The organism is uncultured Algibacter sp. (assembly GCF_947495925.1).
Lineage (GTDB): Bacteria > Bacteroidota > Bacteroidia > Flavobacteriales > Flavobacteriaceae > Algibacter_E.
Genome location: NZ_CANMAU010000001.1, coordinates 110,995 through 130,051 on the forward strand (window position 1 = coordinate 110,995; position 19,057 = coordinate 130,051).

Below are 19,057 nucleotides of genomic sequence, written 5' to 3' on the forward strand. Positions count from 1 at the left end.
TTTATCTTTTTAATGTAAAATGCCCTTTAACCCTTCTCGTAGAATTCAAATTTGCCACAAACCAATAATCAGAGGGTAATAATTTTACTCCATTAAATGTCCCATTCCAGCCATTAGAACTTGCTGAAAACTGCTTAAGTAGCTTTCCGTATCTATCGTAAACAAATATCATAGCATTAGGAAATTTTTGTAAGCCTTCAATTCTCCAAATGTCATTAACTCCATCCCCATTGGGAGTAAAAAATCTAGGGTAATCTAATATAAAAACATCCTCTATTACCGTATTTAAGCATTTTTTATCTCTAAAATAAACCTTATACTCTCCCCCTGCCAAATTATAAAATACATTAGAATCTTGATAATTAATACCATCTAAAGAATACTCTAATAAGCTACCCATTTTAGATATTATTTCTATAGAATTTGCCCCAGATACTTCGGTAACTTTAACATCATTTATTTCAGGAAATTGATCATATTTCAATTCAAAGTCAAAACTATTTTCGCAAACCGAACCATTAATATCGCTGGTTACATAAACAGCATACGTTCCTTTTTCTGAAATTGAAACTTCAAAGGTATCGGATATTAGACTACCATCTTCATAAGTCCATGAGTAGGTTAAGAAACTTGAGTCTAACCTCAAATTTAATGACTGTTGAGACTCACATATTGAATAAGACTCTTGAAGTTCAATGTTAGGTTTGGAAATAGAAAGTGAAATCAAATTACTTTCCGTACAGTTCTCCGTAGATTGAAATTTAATTTTATATAAGTCACTACTTTCCATATCAGATGGCAGTGTAACTTTAATATTTCCACTAATATCAGTTGAAACCGAAGCGAGCAACGTACCATTACTAAAACTTCCATTACTATCGCTTAAAAATACTGAAAACTCGGTGTTCATTTCAAACTCTCCAAGTAAATTATACGTGAAGTCAATGGAACTCCCTGAACAAAGCGTACCTAAGATTGGACTTTCGATAGTAATTCCTTTTAAAATATTATCATAGACCGAAGCATAGATTTCGTTATTTTTAGAATAAACAACTACCACATCATTAAACGCTTGATTTATTTCTAAATTATGACTTCTGCCTTCTGCGACCAGTACAGGCATTCCGAAAGTCTCTCCCTGATCATAACTAACATTAAATAGCAATTCCCCATTAGAATTTTTATAACCATCAATCAAGGTCCCTTTATTATCTGCCACTAAAGTGCGGCCAGTTTCACTTCCATCATTCGCACCTAGATTAAGCTCCTCTGATTCACCCGAGTTGACATCAATTTTATATCCTGTAGTATTAGTAGTTGCTCCTCCCCCTCCCACAAAAATAAAATCACCACACGGTCCTTCACTAAGAGCATAACTTGAAAAAAAAACTGAAGGGAAATTTTGAAAATTTATGGAAGAAAAAGTTATACCCGAATCCTCACTTTTAAACAAAAACAATCTTGGATCATCGGCAGGAACATAAACAATTCCATTAGAATCCGTTCTTACATCGGCATAAACGTAACCGTCAAATTGTTTTGTTATAAACGCCCCTTCACCATAATTATCATTAAAATAAACGACTTTACCAAGCCTGTCAATTATATAGATCATGTTGTCATAAGTTGCCATATGCACTGCATCCCCTTCACCACTACCTAGAACCCTTGGATCACTATACGTAATCCCTCCATCGGTACTCTTTGAAAATTGTACAGAATTACCTCTTAGCCATGCAATAAAAACATCCCCCCTTTGATTAATTGCTATTTCTGCTTCACCATAAGTATTTGAAACCAAAACGCTGGGAGAAAAACTTTGTCCTCTATTTGAACTTTTAGAAACCTTAATTCCGGAAGATCTACTTTGATATACAATATAAATCTCTCCTTTAGAGTTAACAGCAATATTTCGACTCGTATTTGCCTCTCCAATACTATTATCAACAGACGAGTTATCACTTATCTTTACATCCTGATATAAAGGGGTTTGGGCAAATGCATAAAACTGATAAAAGCTAATAACCAAAAGAACTATTACCCTTTTCTTTGTTATTAGATAACAACCAAACACTTTATATGAAATTAAACACCAAATAATAATACCCTCTTTAAATTTTATTCTCTAAACGTCAAAAACAAGCTTTCTCTTTGTTTTTATTTCTTTTTAAGGTGTAGAATTAGAAACCTGCAATAGCTTTCCGTTATAATATTTATTTCCATTAAGCGAAAAATCAAAAACGTATTGCGCCATTTCTAAAGCTGTAGTTGGCGCTTCGTATCCAGGGAAAGCCTCTTCTAACATTTCAGTCTGTACGGCACCTAAAGCCAATACATTAAACGACATCCCAGAATCTTTATATTCCTCAGCTAACAACTCCGTTAACGTAATAACGGCAGCTTTACTAGAACTATAAGCTGCTAAACCTGGAAACTTCATACTGCCTTGTACACCACCCATTGAGCTAATAGTTACAACATGACTGCTACTTTTCATAAATGGCAACACTATTCTTGTTAGTTCAGCTACTCCGTAAACATTGGTTTTGTAAACGCTCTCAAAATCCGATATAGACGTTTCAGCAAATAGTTTATTTAAAAGCATTCCTGCATTATTAATTAACACATCCACATGCTTCCATTCCAATATTACAAAATTTTCAACTTTCTTATAAGCCTCTTGACTACTCAAATCAAAAGGAAAACATGTCACATTTTCTAAATTTAAACTTTGAATTGGCTTTTCATTTCTTGAAAGCGCTAGAACATTATGTCCAGCTTTAGCAAACAATTGAACTAATTCAAAACCAATACCTCTACTTGTTCCGGTAATAATTATGTTTTTACTCATTGTTCATCATAATTTCTTTAGTAGTCGTATTTGTCATTGTTTCTATTGCAGGAATCAATTTATTAATCAAACTTGCCATAAACTGATAATCTAATTTATCCACCTCATCATCAACATGATGATAATAGTCAAAATTAGACATATCACATGAAGAAATTGTTTGGCAAGGCACTTTAAATTCTTGATAGAACGGGTAATTATCTGAACGCTTAAACAAACTATATTTTATCGCCACTTCTGACTTTCCTATTACATTTGATTTGGTATAAGCATTTATCCTTTCAGCCATATTAGACATATCAAAACCGGTTACAAATGCTTCGTAATCTCGATCTTTAAAAGGCACGCCTATCATTTCAAAATTAACCATGGTATATAAGTTCAAATTTTCCGCCTTAAGGCGTTTAGCTAAATGTTTAGATCCCAAAAGCCCTTTTTCTTCTGCAGAGAACAATGAAAATATTATGCTTCTTTTATTATTTTTTTTAATTGAAAAATATTTAGCCAAAGCAATTACCGCACTGGTTCCTGCTGCATTATCATTTGCTCCATTGGCAATCGAATCACCATCAACAGTTTTTCCATAACCAATATGATCGTAATGAGCTCCTATGACAACAAACTCATTTTTGAGTTTTGCATCACTCCCTTCAATAAACCCAACAACATTGAACGCATCCAAACTATCAACTTTAAAATTATCCCGATATGTTTCAAAATATGGTTTTATTTTATTTTTCTTAAAAATAGTCTCAATATATACGGCTGCTTTTTCAATTCCTTCGCTCCCCGTATCTCTTCCTGCTAGATCATCAGAAGCTAAATAAGCTACTGTGCTTTTTACATCGTCTGGGGTAATTGTAATCAATTTGGATTTTTCTTGGCCGCCACAACTAAAAACAAGAAGCAAAGCCACTACATATATTATTCTATTCATAAGAAAATTTATTAAAGTTTAAAGATAAAAAACTCTTTACAACGATTCTACTTTTATGCCTATTTATACGAGAAGATCGCCTGTTTCTCTTTTAAACAAAAAAACCTGTTTCAAATAATATGAAACAGGCCTATATATTAAAAAAATAAACTTTTTAAACTAACATCGTCACTGGGTTTTCAATGTATCCCTTTAAGGTTTGAAGGAATTGAGCTCCTGTAGCTCCGTCAACCGTTCTATGGTCGCAGGCTAATGATAATTTCATAGTGTGTCCTACAACTATTTGACCATTCTTAACAACTGGCTTTTCAACAATATTTCCAACAGAAAGAATTGCCGAATTTGGTTGATTGATGATAGAGGTAAATGTATCAATACCAAACATACCTAAGTTAGATACCGTAAAGGTACTTCCTTGCATTTCATCCGGTGTAAGTTTTTTGTTTCTAGCTTTTCCTGCTAACTCTTTAACAGCAGCTCCAATTTGCGGTAAGGTTTGCTCATTTGCAAAGCGCACCACTGGCACAACCAATCCATCAGGAACTGCTACTGCAACACCTATATGCACATGGTTATTCAAACGCATTTTATCAGCAAACCATTGTGAATTCACTTGAGGATGTTGCTTCAAGGCTAAAGCACAAGCCTTAACTACAATATCGTTATAAGAAATCTTGGTATCAGGAATGGAATTAAACTGAGTACGGAATGCCATGGCATTTTCCATATCAAACTCAACACTTAAATAATAGTGAGGAGCAGAAAACTTAGAATTCGTTAAAGCCTTTGCTATTGCTTTACGCATTTGCGAATTATCTACATCATCAAAATCTTCCTGACCTGATGGCACAAATTTTCCAACGGAAGCCGCAGATACTGCTGGCTCATAATTCTCTATATCCCGCTTAATAATACGTCCATTTTCACCAGAACCCTGAACTTTAATTAAATTAATACCTTTTTCTTCTGCCAATTTTTTAGCTAAAGGAGACACATACACTCGCCCATTAGCGGTCACTGGTGTAGGAGCTGGTGCGCTGGTTTTAGATGCTACAACCGGAGCTGCTTTTGGAGTCTCTTTTTTAGCTTCTACTTTTGATGCTTCCTCCTTTTTAGCTGGTGTCGAAGATGAAAAGTTAGCAGACACTCCAGAAATATCTGTTCCTGCAGGTCCAATAATAGCAAGTAACTCATCAACCTTTGCAGATTCACCTTCCTGTAATCCTATTTCTAATAAAGTTCCTGATTGGAATGATTCAAATTCCATAGTTGCCTTATCTGTTTCTATTTCAGCTAAAATATCACCTTCTTCTACAACATCACCTACTTTTTTCAACCATGTTGCCACAGTTCCTTCTTCCATGGTATCACTTAGACGTGGCATAGTAACCACAATAACACCTTCAGGCAATTCAACAGCTTCGCTTGATGAATTGTCAGCTTCTACAGTCTCAGTAACTTCGGCTTTCGTTTCTTCAGCTTCAGCAGGAGCAGAACTCCCTCCGCCACTTAATATTCCTGAAATATCTTCTCCATCATCTCCTATAATAGCTAAAAGTTCATCAACTTTAGTTGTTTCTCCTTCTTGTACACCAATATGAAGTAAAGTTCCTTCGTTGAAGGATTCAAATTCCATTGTTGCTTTATCTGTTTCAATTTCAGCCAGTATATCGCCTTCTTCAATTTTATCTCCTACTTTCTTTAGCCAAGCCGCAACAGTACCTTCTTCCATGGTATCGCTTAAACGCGGCATATTTACTACTATTGCCATAGCTTATAATTTGTGTTGAATAAATGGATAATCTTCTTGCTCGTATACCATATCATAAAGTTGTTGCTTCTCTGGATAAGGTGATTCATCTGCAAATTTTTCACACTCTAATACTCTAGCTTTAACACGTTTGTCAATAACTTTTATGTCATCTTCAGTTGCATACTTCTTATCTAAAAGCACATCCTTAACTTGAGTAATAGGGTCAATTTTTTTGTACTCTTCTACTTCATCTTTAGTTCTATAGTGTTGGGCGTCGCTCATTGAGTGTCCTCTATACCTATACGTTTTAAGCTCTAAAAATGTAGGACCTCCTCCTTTTCTCGCTCTCTGAATAGCTTCATCAAAAGCTTCAGCAACTTTAATTGGATTCATTCCGTCAACGGGCGCACAAGGCATATCATAGCCCAACCCTAATTTGTATATATCTTCATGATTTGCTGTTCTTTCAACAGACGTTCCCATGGCGTAACCATTATTTTCACAAACAAATACGACTGGTAAATTCCAAAGCATAGCCAAGTTAAAGGTTTCGTGAAGAGAACCCTGTCTAGCAGCACCATCACCAAAACAGCATAAAGTTACACCATCTTCACCATGATATTTATCTCCAAAAGCAATTCCTGCTCCTAAAGGAATTTGACCACCAACAATACCGTGCCCACCGTAAAAGCGAAATTCTTTAGAAAATATATGCATAGAACCTCCCATTCCACCAGAAGTTCCAGTTGCTTTTCCATAAAGTTCAGCCATAACACGTTTTGGATCAACACCCATACCAATAGGCTGAACGTGGTTACGATATGCAGTTATCATTTTATCTTTAGTCAAATCCATAGCATGTAAAGCACCTGCCAATACAGCTTCTTGACCATTATATAAGTGAAGAAATCCTCTTACTTTTTGTTGAATGTAAACAGCAGCAAGTTTGTCTTCAAACTTTCTCCAGAATAACATGTCCTCATACCACTTGAGGTAAACCTCTTTCGTTATTTTTTGCATCGAATAATGTTAAATTATTAATTAGCGGATTACAAAAGTAATACTTTGTCAGTTACTGAAAAAACTCAATCTTATTAAACTAGAAAAAATGTGAAAAAACAGACTCTAATTCCCTCCAATTATTTATTTAATAATTTTAAGAATACATTCTTAGATATCTGAAAAACATCATAAGAAAAAATGCTATAATTCTGATTTATCGAATATGAAAGGGAGTAAGTTTGAAAGTGAGTTAGACTTAGCAACATTTCCAATTTCACCCATAAAAAAAATCTCAATAGGTGATTCCTGTTTAAGTTCGTATTCAGAAATAGCTTGCCTACAAGCTCCACAGGGAGGTATAGGTTTGTCTGTTTGTTTATTTAAAGATGCCGCCGATATAGCGATTTGAAGAATTTTAGCATTTGGATATTGAGAACCAGCATAAAAAACTGCTGTTCTTTCAGCACATAAACCTGATGGGTATGATGCATTTTCTTGATTATTTCCGATAACGATCTCATTATTGTCTAACAACAAGGCAGCACCTACTTGAAATTTGGAATATGGTGCATAGGCTTTTTTTCTTGCTTCTACAGCATGCTCCATTAAATTAATAGTAGCTTTGGGAAGCGTATCTAAAGACTCGTAAATATAAAGTACCGTTTCCTTCTTAATTTCTTTCATAACTACCGATCTTGTAAAGTTAAAAAAACGATTAGAAACAAAAAACTATTGCGAATGCAATAGTTTTTAATATTATTCTGCATCAATAAGGACTAGTACTCAACATATTCGCCAGCACCAATATTAAACGTTAATGAAAAACGCAAGGTTCCTTCTAAAGGACTCTGTACTTTTGACGTTGAAAATAAATAGGATAAATCTATATTTACAACATTAGCCTTAAAACCTGCTCCTAAAGCAAGAAATTTTCTTGCCCCCTTTTCTTCAGCCTCATTAAAATATCCAGCTCTAAAAGCAAACGAATCTTGATACATATATTCAGCTCCTAACGCCCATGTAACTTCTTTCATCTCTTCTTCAAAACCACCAGGAGCATCGCCAAAAGACTGAAACATTCCAGATAAGAAACTTACATCATTCGACTTACCTTTGTATATAATTCCATTCTCTGCAGAGATAGCCTCTCCTAATTCATCAACCTCTGGATCATACATTCCGCTGCCATTATTATCTGTATACTCATATAATGTTCCTAAAATCGGAGGCGTAGGCACTAATAGTTTAGTAAACTCAGCAGTTACAGCCAATTTATTATAATCATCAAATATAAAATCGAAACCACCACCTAAACGCAAGTTCGTAGGTTGAAAATTCTCTACGCCACCTTCATCATACTTAAATTTTGGTCCAATATTTTGAATAGCAAATCCACCTCTCCATCGTCCGTTAAAATCTGCATAGGCTTCTTCTTCACTTTGATAATATCCTGAAATATCAACCCCAAAAGTACTTGCGGCCGCGGCGTCAACATCTCCAACATTAAGCTTTAAATCTGACCTTAAATAACGCATACCAACTGACATAGCAAACTGATCACTTAAACGCAACGCATAAGAGAGGTCCAGAGCAAACTCATTTGGCCTTTGAACAAGGGGAGTCGCATTTTCGTCTGGAACAAACTCAATATCTCCTAAAGAAAAATATCTTAAACTTCCCGCAAATGCACTTTTCTCATCTATTCTATTAAAATAAGTTAAGCCACCTAAAAATATATCATTAACCAACTTACTTAAATAAGGTGTATAGGTAACTCCAACCCCCGACTTGGTTTCAGAAAACACATATTTTGATGAATTCCATTGTTGAGAAAACGCATCTACCGAAGTTGCAACTCCCATATCTCCCATACCAGCCGCACGAGCATCAGAAGCAATTAATAAAAACGGCACTCCCGTAGTGATAACTCTTGAATCATTCGGGTTTGGTATTATGGTTGTTGGGTTTTGAGCTTCAATCTTTATTATAACAGCAAAAGCTAAAAGTAGCAGTATTCGATTCTTCATGAATTAGTTTTTAATTTAGCAAATATAATTTTTTATTACAGTATTACAAGTTTCTCTATCTTTTCAACAGTTTTATTTAAGGCACTAGAATGAACTTTAAGTTTATATATATAAACGCCTTTCCCAATTTTTTCACCAAAATCATCTCTCCCATCCCATATAATATCTCTTGAAAGCGAGCTGGTCGATTTAATACCTCCAATGGTTTGTCCATTCAAAGTTCTAACCAATTTACCTGAAACAGTAAATATTTGTATAGAAACGTCCAAAGGAATTGAACTATTGTGATTAAACCAAAATTCTGTATAATTAACAAACGGATTTGGATAATTAAGAACGTTATTAATCACTAAATCTTGATTTTCATTAAATACTACAAACTGGATCTCTGAGGTAGAAGAATTATTATATACATCCCAAGCTTTTAAGGTTAAAGTGTGCAAGCCAGCTTCTAGATCCCGCAATGGAAAACTAATAGTTCCTTTTGAATAATCATCAATTTCCGTTTCGTAATAGTCATTTAAAATAATTGGATTTTTCTCATCACCATCAATAATAGCAACAATATCATGTCCTACCCCACTTGCTGTATTTATACCATTAATATCTTCAAGCTTAGCTAATAATGTTGGAGATTCATTGGTAATACCTCCTGAAACAAAATTTTCATCGTTCATATATATAGTTACCACTGGACCAATATTATCTTCCTCTGCATTCTCATTAATTCCACCTATTCTAATTGTGTTTACAACCGCTCCTGATTTATCTTGAGATAATTCTTCATTTTTAGAATAAAAACTCACCTTTCCAAAACCCACTGGAATTCCTATATCCTTTGGAACAACAAAATCAAATTCAAATTGTCCATTCTCTACTGAAGCCTGCCCCCTAAATATAATTTCTCCTAATGTATTAAAATCCATTAAAACGAGCTCACCATTTAATCGTGTACCATCATTAGCCAAAGTACTTCTCTCTATATATTTATCGTAAATGGTAGTTGAAAGCGTTCCATTGTAATTTGGCAGTAAATTACCTGAAGCATCTGTTACTTCTCCGGCTAGCTTTACATAACTCAATGCTTTCAAAGTATCAGTAGCCTGGGTAATTGGAGTGTCATTAATTTTGGTTAGCTTAATATTGGGTTGAGAAAAGGCTAATTTCATAGCCGGATCTCCAATAAAAAATATTAAACGCCTTTGGGCTGAATTTGCGACCATAGGATCTGACTTTGCTAACCTAAGAGCCTCGGCCATAGTCGGATACTCGTTACTCACTATATCATTGTCATTATTATAAGAAAACAAATACTGCCCCAAAACTCTATTAAAAGACACTGCAAAACTCACAAATATTTGACGTGTAGTAGTTATTAAACCAATAGCTCCTGTTTGTTTATTCCAATAAGTAAACTCGCCCGCTGTTGGTCTAAAAGGATTATCAAATCTTGTAAACTCACAGGTTACGGTTACAAAGCAATTAAGTTTACATACATTTCTAAAATCATTAATATCTGGCTTTAATAAAATACGTTCTTCTGCTAGACCGTCTTCGCCTCCATGACCAAAATAGTTCAATACTAAAGCACCTTTATCTACAGCATTAGATATTTCTGTATTAACTGCAGGATATCTATCTCCTCCAGCAGATGATTGCTGTTCAAAAGAATCTGAATGAATTTTTATTACATTAATAAAAGGTTTTTTATCATTAACCAAATTACCCACTTCATCCGTTGTACCCTGCAATATACCTTCCCAATCTTTATCTACATCATCAGATACAACAACAAAATTGTTCCGCCAACTTCCAAAAGCTTCTTTTATATAATAGGATTCGATCTTATCAACCATTTCTTTGGCGCGCTGTGGCGTATCAGCTAAAATTCTACCGACAGCTATATCCAATTTATCTGCAGATACCATGGTACCTTCATTAAAATCCATCATACCATAAAAGTCATCAGAAACATACGAAGTCGCTAAACTAAAACTGTTATAAGAATACCAAGATGGAACAATATTAGTATTGTTTGGAATTCTATCTTTATAATCATAAGAACCATCTCCGAATAAGCACAAATATTTCAATCTCTTCTCAGGAGTACTTGCATTATCATAAACATATTTTACCATATTACGAATAGCTCCGACATCCTGGTTACCTGAACTAAATTCATTATATATTTCGTTTAACCCCAAAACTTTAACATTTAAACCGTATTGAGTTCTATTAATATTGGCCAATCGACCTGCTTGATTAAGCATATTGTTAGGTACTACTATAATGTAATCTACATCTTGAAAATTTCCTTCCGAATTTTTAAAAATACTCCCTTTTATATTTTGGTTACTTAATGAGGTATTGGAATCTGAACTTGGATTAAAAAAATCGGAAGACGACAAAGCCACATAATGTTTTAAAACTCCTAAGGTCGATTTAAAACTAAAACTAGCATTCCCATCAGTATTCTGAATATTTGAAACATTATATAAATCGGTAACATCCCAAACTTCTGATAATTGAGAAGCGTTACTAATAGTATACTCACCAATTCCACTAGATGAAATAACATCGTTTTTTTTAAATTGAAATTGCTTGTTGTCAAAATTAAGAGCTCTTGTTGCCTCTACCGACACAAAATCTAAATATCCTATCGTACTTGGATTACCTTGATTATTAAAATCAAGTTGAACACTAACTTTTGATGAGTTAACACTAATATCGCCATTAAACTGAGCTCCACTTCCAAAAGTTGGAGAAGATACTCCTGCCAAGTTAAATGTTGTAATATTAGCTCCATTTACATTCACTCCCATAGTACTAGATGAAGTGGAAGCCGCAGCGACAACAACATTTAAACGTACAGGCTCTGATGTGACTAAGTCAGGAAAATCAAAAACAAACTCCTTTTTATTATCAATATCAAATTTATCTCCAAACCAACGCCTACCTAAAGACACTAAATTATAGGTGTCAATTTCATGGTACTGATAATCATCAAAAGAATCAATAACAACATCGGCAATCCCATTAGGTTCTGAGAATGGTTGAATACGTTTTCCATTACCAGAGCTTATGTTTATGTAATAATATGTTTTGTCGGTATAACAATTAATATGCGTTCTACTATCTTCACTATAACCTTTAGGACCACGAGCATAAAACAATATGTAATCTTCATTATTAAAAACACCATCTTCTTCTCCTACAAACTTTATGGCGTTTTCTGGAACATCATAAGGGTACGGAACCGAATTAGCGTAAGGAATCATGCTTCCTCCATGACCATACAATTTTATATTTCTCGGATTTACACTGTTAACATTAACACCTAATTTCTGTAAAAAATCTTTAGATAATTTAAACACGCCTGTAGTATCAACATAAAACCGATACCACTCTCCATCATTTAAAACCGAATTAGAAATAACTTTTGAGGTAGCATAACCTTTACCTGTCCTAGATGCTTTTTTAAAATTTACGCCTCGCTTATAATTAATTTGAAATCCCGTTACTTTTTTATAGCTCTCAATACCCGTTCTTATAATAGGCACCAATTGAAAGTGCACATATTTCTTATCTCTAGCACTAACATTTACAAGACTATATTTTAATTCATTAGGAATACTTGAAATATTCAAATCCTTTAAATCTATTTCAGAAATAGGCTCATAAATTACATTTGTTAATGAAATAGATGTCTCTATAACTTCCCCTTCTCCTTGCCATTGATCAACAAAAAGCAGTTCATCATCATTATAAGTAAAATGTTCTTTATCGAAAGATGGCACTTCAATTGAAAAGTCGGCACCAAAAAGTTTTTGCGTACCCTCCCAATTAATAGTATACTTTTTTTGTTGCGCAAATAAGTTTACTGAAGTTATCAGTAATAAAAACAAAATTTCCTTTTTCATTGCTAGAATAACGATATTAGCGACTTGTTATTATTTAAAAAACAACAATTTTAAAAACTAGGTCAAAAATACAATAATAAAATAGTTATGCCTACGTTTATTACATATCAAAACAACGTTGAATTGGACAAAAACATCGTTGTAATAACCCAAAAACAGGATGAAATACACTTTTTTTGGTTAAAATGTAAAAAACAGCTTGCCTTATTCGGTTTAATTCTTATATTGCAGCACCAAAAATATTATTAGCTTACTTAAAATTATGGATATGAAAAAAGTAATATCAATAAAAGTTCTATTGATTTTAGCGCTAGCAGTAGTTTCTACTAGCTGTAAAAAATCCTCAAGTTCAAAAAACAGCTCCAGAGCTACAGGATGGGAAATCAATTCTAGAGATGGTGGTTTTCAATACAACACCGACTTTAAAGAACAAGAAACCGCACCCGGTTTAGTTTTTGTTGAAGGAGGAACGTTTACAAAAGGACGTGTGCAGGACGATGTTATGCATGATTGGAATAATAGCCCCAACCAACAGCACGTTCAATCATTCTACATGGATGAGTCTGAGGTAACAAACTTAATGTATGTTGAATATCTTGACTACATGAAGAAACTTTACCCACCAGATGATGACCTATATAAAGAAATTTATAAAGGAATTTTACCTGACACTCTTGTTTGGAGAAATCGTCTTGGTTTTAATGAAGTTATGACCGACAACTATTTAAGACATCCAGCATACGCTGAATATCCAGTAGTTGGAGTAAGTTGGATTCAAGCTGTTGAATATGCCAATTGGCGTACAGATCGTGTTAATGAATTGAATTTACAGAGAAATGGATATCGAGATATTAATGTCTCTGAGATGGATCCTGAAAATTACTTCAACACAAGTAGATACCAAGTAGACCCAAGTGCATATGACACAGGAGATACTGATGGTAGAAGAAACAGAAATGTTAAAGTTGATGAAGATGGTAATGAAACTGGCGTTTATGCTTCTATGGAAACGGGAGTAATTGGACCAAAATACCGACTACCAACTGAAACAGAATGGGAATATGCTGCTTTAGGTCTGAGTGAATTAAGAAGTTACAATCTATATCGTGGACGTAAAAAATATCCATGGGACGGACAATATACACGTTCTGACAAACGTAAAATTAAAGGTGACCAATTAGCCAACTTTAAACAAGGTAAAGGTGATTATGGTGGTATAGCTGGATGGTCTGATGATGGAGCCGATATTACAAACGCTGTAAAGTCATACGAACCAAACGACTATGGATTATATGATATGGCAGGAAATGTTGCTGAATGGGTAGCAGATGTTTACAGACCAATTATTGATGATGAATTTAATGATTTCAATTATTACCGTGGAAATGTATACACTAAAAACGCTATTAATGAAGATGGCACTGTAAAAGTTGTTACTTCTGATGATATTGTTTACGATACTTTGTCTAATGGTAAAGTTATTGCCAGAAATTTACCTGGTGAAATTGCTGAAATTCCTATTGATGAAAACGAAACATACTTAAGAACTAATTTCGATAAAAGTAACGCTGTTAACTTTAGAGATGGAGATAAACGTTCTTCTAGATACTTTGAGAGCTTTAACGATGATGAAACAGTAGACGGCTCTGATTCAGACACTAGAAAAATGTATAACTCTCCGAAGCATTCTATTTCAAGAGATTCTTTAGGAAATATCGTAAGAGAATACGATAAACGAAATAATAGAACGTCTTTAATAAATGATGAAGTTAGAGTATACAAAGGAGGGTCATGGAAAGACAGAGAATACTGGTTAGATCCTGCTCAAAGACGTTATTTCCCTCAAGATATGGCAACCGACTATATTGGTTTTAGATGTGCCATGTCTAGAGTTGGCTCAAAAAGCAAGACTAAAAACAAAAGCAAAAACTAATAGCTTTTAATAGATATGTAAAAAAGTCCTAACTGAGTTAGGACTTTTTTTATACTTTTATTTAAAAATAATTTCCATTGAAAATAGATCAGATACACCATCTTTTTTTATCCTGTAATTCCGTATGTACAGACACAAGAGCTATTAAAGAAAATGATATGTTTTTCGCCCTAAAAGGCGACAATTTTAACGGTAATTCATTTACTGAAAAAGCATTAGAATCAGGGGCAAAATATGCAATCATTGATGAAGCAAATTTTAAAATATCGGAAAGGACTATTTTAGTTAAAAACGTACTAAAAACATTGCAGGAACTTGCTGCATATCATAGATCATACTTAAATATTCCAATTATTGCGTTGACTGGTAGTAATGGAAAAACAACCACTAAGGAACTCATCAATGCCGTATTATCGCAGAAGCATAAAACAACAGCTACTTTAGGAAATTTAAATAATCATATTGGGGTACCCCTTACTTTGTTATCAATGACGCCAACTACCGAAATAGGCATTGTTGAAATGGGGGCCAATCATCAAAAAGAAATAGAGTTTTTGTGTGATATTGCAAAGCCAGACTTTGGATACATAACCAACTTTGGAAAAGCGCATTTAGAAGGTTTTGGAGGTATAGAAGGTGTTATAAAAGGAAAAAGTGAAATGTATGAATACCTAATTCCAAACGATAAAACCGTATTTATAAATAGCTTAGACCAAATTCAAGTTCAACGAACAAAACATGCTCATAATATTTTCTCTTTTGGAAATTTAAATACAGATAATGTAAAAGTAAATTTTGTTAAGGCTGCCCCCTTTGTAAAGTGCGTTTACAATAATATAGAAATTAAAAGTCAACTCATTGGGGATTACAATTTTAATAATATCGCTTCAGCTATAGCAATGGGGATTTACTTTAAGGTTGCTAATTCTAAGATAAAATCATCCATAGAGAATTATAGGCCTTCAAATAACCGTTCTCAAATTATTGAAAAGGGAAGTTCCAAAATTATTCTAGATGCTTATAATGCAAACCCAACAAGCATGAATGCAGCTCTATTAAACTTCGAAAAACAACAGGGGCAAAAACTAGCTATTTTAGGAGATATGTTTGAGCTTGGAAAGGAAGCTGCTCAAGAACATCAAAACATTGCGGACCTTGCGATTTCTTTAAATATAGACCAGATTATATTTGTTGGTGAACATTTCCATAAAACCAAACTTACCAATGAAAAAGCAAAAAAGTTTAAAACTTATGAAGACTTAAAAAACGATAGTGATCTTTATAAAATAAAGCAAAATACCATTTTAATAAAAGGCTCTCGAGGGATGGCTTTGGAGCGCATATTGGAAGAGTTATAATTTCAAATAAAAAGTGCCTGTTTAAATTAATAAACAGACACTTTCTAATAAATTCTCCCTAAGAACTAATTAATAGCACTGTAAAGATGCAAGAATTTAGTGCTCCATGCAATACTCAAATTGAGTATTTTATTTTTTTTTCGACAAAATACACCACTTATAAGATAACAGGTGTTTCTAATTCCTAAAAAAGGTTCTTATTAATTTTTAACATACCCACCAATTCTCCCGTTGAGGATATGTTTAGTTTCCTTAATATATTTCTTCGGTGCGTATCTACAGTGTTAGAACTTATATTTAGTTTTTCTCCAATAACCTTACTAGAATGATTCAAAACTAAAAGCCTTATAATATCTCGCTCACGATTGCTAATGCCTGCAGACAGAAGCTTTTGCGAAAAATTATTGAAGTAAACCGTTTCGTATTCATCATTAATATTCAATAATTTTGCTGAAGCGCAAACCTGCATTTCAATTTCTCCTGATAATACTGTATAATGTGCAAGACCTATCACAGGTTTATCATCCCCATCAAATTCAAGTGGTGTTGTATTCTGAACTATATTTACATATTCATCCTGAGAATTTTTAAACCTATAATTCCATGTGTAACTCATTCTGCCTCTATCTTCAGTATTAATTTCATTTAAAGTAAAATTCATCAGTTCATTTAAGGCTTGCAACCATAATTCTAGATCATCTGGATGCATTCTACTCCAAAAATAGCGCATCCCCTTAGTTTTCATTTCACTTCCTTCCAGCCCTATACATGCCTTAAAATTTTTACTTATATACTCAAATGACAAATCTTGGGTGTTCGTAATGCAAAAGAATGTTGAACTATATGGCAAATAAGTATCTAGCTCAATTATCTTCTCAATATGTTTTTCAAGAGCGGGCCGATTATGAGATTTAAATATTTCCTTATAAGCTTCTTTAATGCGCGTATTCGTCATTTACCAAAGGTTTTTTTAAAAATAACAAAAATCAAGTAAATAAAGCCTAAGCCCTTAACTTTAAAGCATAAAAAAACCTGATGCATAACATCAGGTTTTCTTTTAATTCTGTGGGCGACAAGGGATTCGAACCCCTGACCCCTTGGGTGTAAACCAAGTGCTCTGAACCAACTGAGCTAGTCGCCCTATTATTAGGAGGTGCAAATATAACCTAGTTTTTAAAACTGCAAAAGCTTTTTTAAAAAAAAATCAAATTAATTCAGCAACAACAAAAGTGCTTCCTCCAATAAAAATAAAATCATTAGATCCTGCTTTAGCAATAGCAGATTTATAAGCTTCATTTACAGAATTATAAGCTTTACCTTTTAGGTTATACTTTTCAAATTCATTCTTCAACGTTTCAGCATCCAACCCTCTTGGAATGTCTGGGCTACAAAAATAATATTTTGCTTTTTTCGGCAATAAATTCGCAATTGAGCTCAAATCCTTATCATTTACGACTCCAAAAACGATGTGAAGCAAATCAAATTTTTCATCCGCCAATTGTTTCATAACATGAATTAAACCTTCCTTATTATGCCCCGTATCACAAACAATCTTTGGGTTTTGATTTAAGACTTGCCAACGCCCTAGTAAACCTGTATTACCCACAACTCTATTTAAACCATTAATCAATTGTTCTTCAGAAACATTATAGTCTTTTTTCCTAAGTTCCTTTATGGATTCAACAACTGTTTTTATATTTTTAGATTGGTAACTACCCGTTAAATCAGATTTATAATCTTCCACTACTTCCTTATCCGCGAAAACTATTTCAGCTTCGTTTTTCTTGGCCAATTCCAAAAACACTGGTTTCGTTTCGGATTGAGTCTCACCTATAACTACAGGAACACTTGGTTTTATAATCCCCCCTTTCTCGAAAGCAATAGCTTCAAGCGTATTTCCTAAAAATTGAGTATGATCTAAACCTATGTTCGTAATTACACAAACTTCAGGTATAATAATATTAGTCGAATCTAAACGCCCTCCCATACCAACTTCAATAACTGCTATATCAACCTTTTGCCTCGAGAAATAATCAAATGCCATGCCTACCGTCATTTCAAAAAAGGACAATTTATTCGTTTCAAAAAAAGCTTTATTTGTTTGGATAAAATCTACTACAAATTCCTTATTAACTTCCTCTCCGTTAATTTTAATTCGCTCTCTAAAATCCTTTAGATGTGGAGACGTATATAAACCAACCTTATAACCCGCCTCCTGTAAAACAGAAGCCAGCATATGACTTGTAGATCCCTTTCCATTCGTGCCAGCCACATGTATGGACTTAAAACCTTTCTCAGGGTTACCCAAATTATCTGCTAAAATTAAGGTGTTTGATAAATCTTTTTTAAAGGCTGTACTGCCTTGATTTTGATACATTGGAAGCTGAGAAAACATCCAATTTAGTGTATCTTGATACGTCATGTATTATTCACTTATTTTGAAATTCACACTAACAAAACCTATCTGTCGTGATGGCGCTTTAGAATCGGAAGGCCATTTATGGGATAATGCTATTTTCTTTGCTGGATCTAATAAACATTGTGCTGTGTTAGTAGTTCCTTTAACACCGGGAACGGCTTCAATTACATTTCCTTTTCGATTAACAACAATACGCACGATGACCATTCCAGACTCATTACAATTTTGTGTAAGCCTTTTAAACGAAGCACCTCCCCTTCCATTCAATCCGTAACCAACACCTCCACTTCCAGAACCCTGCCCACCAAAATAACTTGCAGCATATGGATTACCATCTAACTGGCCTTTATCACCAGCTTGATTATCATTACCCTCGCTACCTATTTCAGTTCCTTCAGATTTACTTACTCCACCTATCAAAGCATCCAACTTTTTTTTCTTCTCTTCCTGCTCTCGCTTTTCTTTTGCAACTCTATCCGCTTCCGCTTTTGCCTTAGCATCTGCAATGGCTTTGGCTTTCGCTTCGGCTTCTTTTTGCTTCTTAATGGCAATAGCTTCAGAATTATCCTCGGTAAGAACTTCTTCTTTGGTTTCAGATGATTTTGAAGGCTCTGACTTTGAAACATCAGGTTGCGGAAGCTCTTCAATTTTTATTGGCTCAGACTTAACAGGTTTTAAAGGCTGTACTTTTCCTCTACCAACTGCCGAATTCCCGAAATTTACAGCTACACCATATTCCTCTGGTGGATCCATATAAGTTGTTCCAACCACAAACAATAAAAGCAACAATATTATAGCAATTAATGTTGTTAATTTTGCTGAATTGCGTTCATGTTTGGTTCTTAAATACTTCATTC

Annotated in this window: 13 protein-coding genes and 1 tRNA gene; 2 read left to right on the plus strand and 12 right to left on the minus strand. The window is 34.0% G+C overall.

The window, feature by feature from the left end; translation table 11 throughout:
- Position 1: 1 nt before the first annotated feature.
- From Q0857_RS00495 to porU, 8 genes are all read right to left on the minus strand, one after another.
- Positions 2-2,029, minus strand: a complete 2,028-nt coding sequence (locus Q0857_RS00495; protein WP_298530602.1) for a T9SS type B sorting domain-containing protein — start codon at positions 2,027-2,029, stop codon at positions 2-4.
- A gap of 138 nt (positions 2,030-2,167) precedes the next feature.
- Positions 2,168-2,851 carry an SDR family oxidoreductase gene (locus Q0857_RS00500; RefSeq protein ID WP_298530605.1) on the minus strand — a complete coding sequence of 228 codons (684 nt, stop codon included), beginning with the start codon at positions 2,849-2,851 and terminating at the stop codon, positions 2,168-2,170.
- Positions 2,844-3,788: a M28 family peptidase gene (locus tag Q0857_RS00505; protein WP_298530608.1), complete on the minus strand. Its 945-nt coding sequence runs from the start codon at positions 3,786-3,788 to the stop codon at positions 2,844-2,846. The genes Q0857_RS00500 and Q0857_RS00505 overlap by 8 nt, the downstream gene beginning before the upstream one ends.
- 154 nt (positions 3,789-3,942) lie before the next feature.
- Positions 3,943-5,559, minus strand: a complete 1,617-nt coding sequence (locus Q0857_RS00510) for a pyruvate dehydrogenase complex dihydrolipoamide acetyltransferase (RefSeq protein WP_298530611.1) — start codon at positions 5,557-5,559, stop codon at positions 3,943-3,945.
- Positions 5,560-5,562: 3 nt separating this feature from the next.
- Positions 5,563-6,561, minus strand: coding sequence for a pyruvate dehydrogenase (acetyl-transferring) E1 component subunit alpha (gene pdhA / locus Q0857_RS00515; RefSeq protein ID WP_298530614.1), 999 nt, complete (start codon positions 6,559-6,561; stop codon positions 5,563-5,565).
- A 183-nt stretch (positions 6,562-6,744) separates the two neighbouring features.
- Positions 6,745-7,227, minus strand: coding sequence for a cytidine deaminase (gene cdd, locus Q0857_RS00520; protein WP_298530617.1), 483 nt, complete (start codon positions 7,225-7,227; stop codon positions 6,745-6,747).
- A 92-nt stretch (positions 7,228-7,319) separates the two neighbouring features.
- Complete coding sequence (gene porV, locus Q0857_RS00525; RefSeq protein ID WP_298530619.1) at positions 7,320-8,570, minus strand: type IX secretion system outer membrane channel protein PorV; 1,251 nt, start codon at positions 8,568-8,570, stop codon at positions 7,320-7,322.
- Between the two features lie 35 nt (positions 8,571-8,605).
- Positions 8,606-12,490, minus strand: coding sequence for a type IX secretion system sortase PorU (porU, locus tag Q0857_RS00530; RefSeq protein WP_298530622.1), 3,885 nt, complete (start codon positions 12,488-12,490; stop codon positions 8,606-8,608).
- Positions 12,491-12,752: 262 nt separating this feature from the next.
- Here porU and gldJ point away from each other — a divergent pair, with 262 nt between their 5' ends.
- Together gldJ and murF are read left to right on the plus strand one after the other, a co-directional pair.
- Positions 12,753-14,423, plus strand: a complete 1,671-nt coding sequence (gene gldJ / locus Q0857_RS00535) for a gliding motility lipoprotein GldJ (RefSeq protein WP_298530625.1) — start codon at positions 12,753-12,755, stop codon at positions 14,421-14,423.
- Positions 14,424-14,500: 77 nt separating this feature from the next.
- The gene (gene murF, locus Q0857_RS00540; protein WP_298530628.1) at positions 14,501-15,781 is read left to right on the plus strand and encodes a UDP-N-acetylmuramoyl-tripeptide--D-alanyl-D-alanine ligase; all 1,281 of its coding nucleotides are present in this window, start codon (positions 14,501-14,503) and stop codon (positions 15,779-15,781) included.
- Positions 15,782-15,965: 184 nt separating this feature from the next.
- Here murF and Q0857_RS00545 read toward each other — a convergent pair whose 3' ends face one another.
- From Q0857_RS00545 to Q0857_RS00560, 4 genes are all read right to left on the minus strand, one after another.
- The gene (locus Q0857_RS00545; protein WP_298530631.1) at positions 15,966-16,736 is read right to left on the minus strand and encodes a LuxR C-terminal-related transcriptional regulator; all 771 of its coding nucleotides are present in this window, start codon (positions 16,734-16,736) and stop codon (positions 15,966-15,968) included.
- Between the two features lie 111 nt (positions 16,737-16,847).
- Positions 16,848-16,922: transfer RNA gene (locus tag Q0857_RS00550), tRNA-Val, on the minus strand.
- A 63-nt stretch (positions 16,923-16,985) separates the two neighbouring features.
- Positions 16,986-18,203 (minus strand): folylpolyglutamate synthase/dihydrofolate synthase family protein, encoded by a 1,218-nt coding sequence (locus tag Q0857_RS00555; RefSeq protein ID WP_298530634.1) that lies wholly within the window; start codon positions 18,201-18,203, stop codon positions 16,986-16,988.
- 3 nt (positions 18,204-18,206) lie between these two features.
- Positions 18,207-19,055 (minus strand): energy transducer TonB, encoded by an 849-nt coding sequence (locus Q0857_RS00560; protein ID WP_298530637.1) that lies wholly within the window; start codon positions 19,053-19,055, stop codon positions 18,207-18,209.
- Positions 19,056-19,057: the final 2 nt, after the last annotated feature.

Excerpts from the sequence above, each read along its gene's own strand:
- Q0857_RS00510 (WP_298530611.1), bottom strand. The coding sequence starts at position 5,559 with ATGGCAATAGTAGTAAATATGCCGCGTTTAAGCGATACCATGGAAGAA.
- pdhA (WP_298530614.1), bottom strand. The coding sequence starts at position 6,561 with ATGCAAAAAATAACGAAAGAGGTTTACCTCAAGTGGTATGAGGACATG.
- cdd (WP_298530617.1), bottom strand. The coding sequence starts at position 7,227 with ATGAAAGAAATTAAGAAGGAAACGGTACTTTATATTTACGAGTCTTTA.
- Q0857_RS00505 (WP_298530608.1), bottom strand. The coding sequence starts at position 3,788 with ATGAATAGAATAATATATGTAGTGGCTTTGCTTCTTGTTTTTAGTTGT.
- porU (WP_298530622.1), bottom strand. The coding sequence starts at position 12,490 with ATGAAAAAGGAAATTTTGTTTTTATTACTGATAACTTCAGTAAACTTA.
- Q0857_RS00560 (WP_298530637.1), bottom strand. The coding sequence starts at position 19,055 with ATGAAGTATTTAAGAACCAAACATGAACGCAATTCAGCAAAATTAACA.
- Q0857_RS00500 (WP_298530605.1), bottom strand. The coding sequence starts at position 2,851 with ATGAGTAAAAACATAATTATTACCGGAACAAGTAGAGGTATTGGTTTT.
- Q0857_RS00555 (WP_298530634.1), bottom strand. The coding sequence starts at position 18,203 with ATGACGTATCAAGATACACTAAATTGGATGTTTTCTCAGCTTCCAATG.
- porV (WP_298530619.1), bottom strand. The coding sequence starts at position 8,570 with ATGAAGAATCGAATACTGCTACTTTTAGCTTTTGCTGTTATAATAAAG.
- gldJ (WP_298530625.1), top strand. The coding sequence starts at position 12,753 with ATGGATATGAAAAAAGTAATATCAATAAAAGTTCTATTGATTTTAGCG.
- Q0857_RS00545 (WP_298530631.1), bottom strand. The coding sequence starts at position 16,736 with ATGACGAATACGCGCATTAAAGAAGCTTATAAGGAAATATTTAAATCT.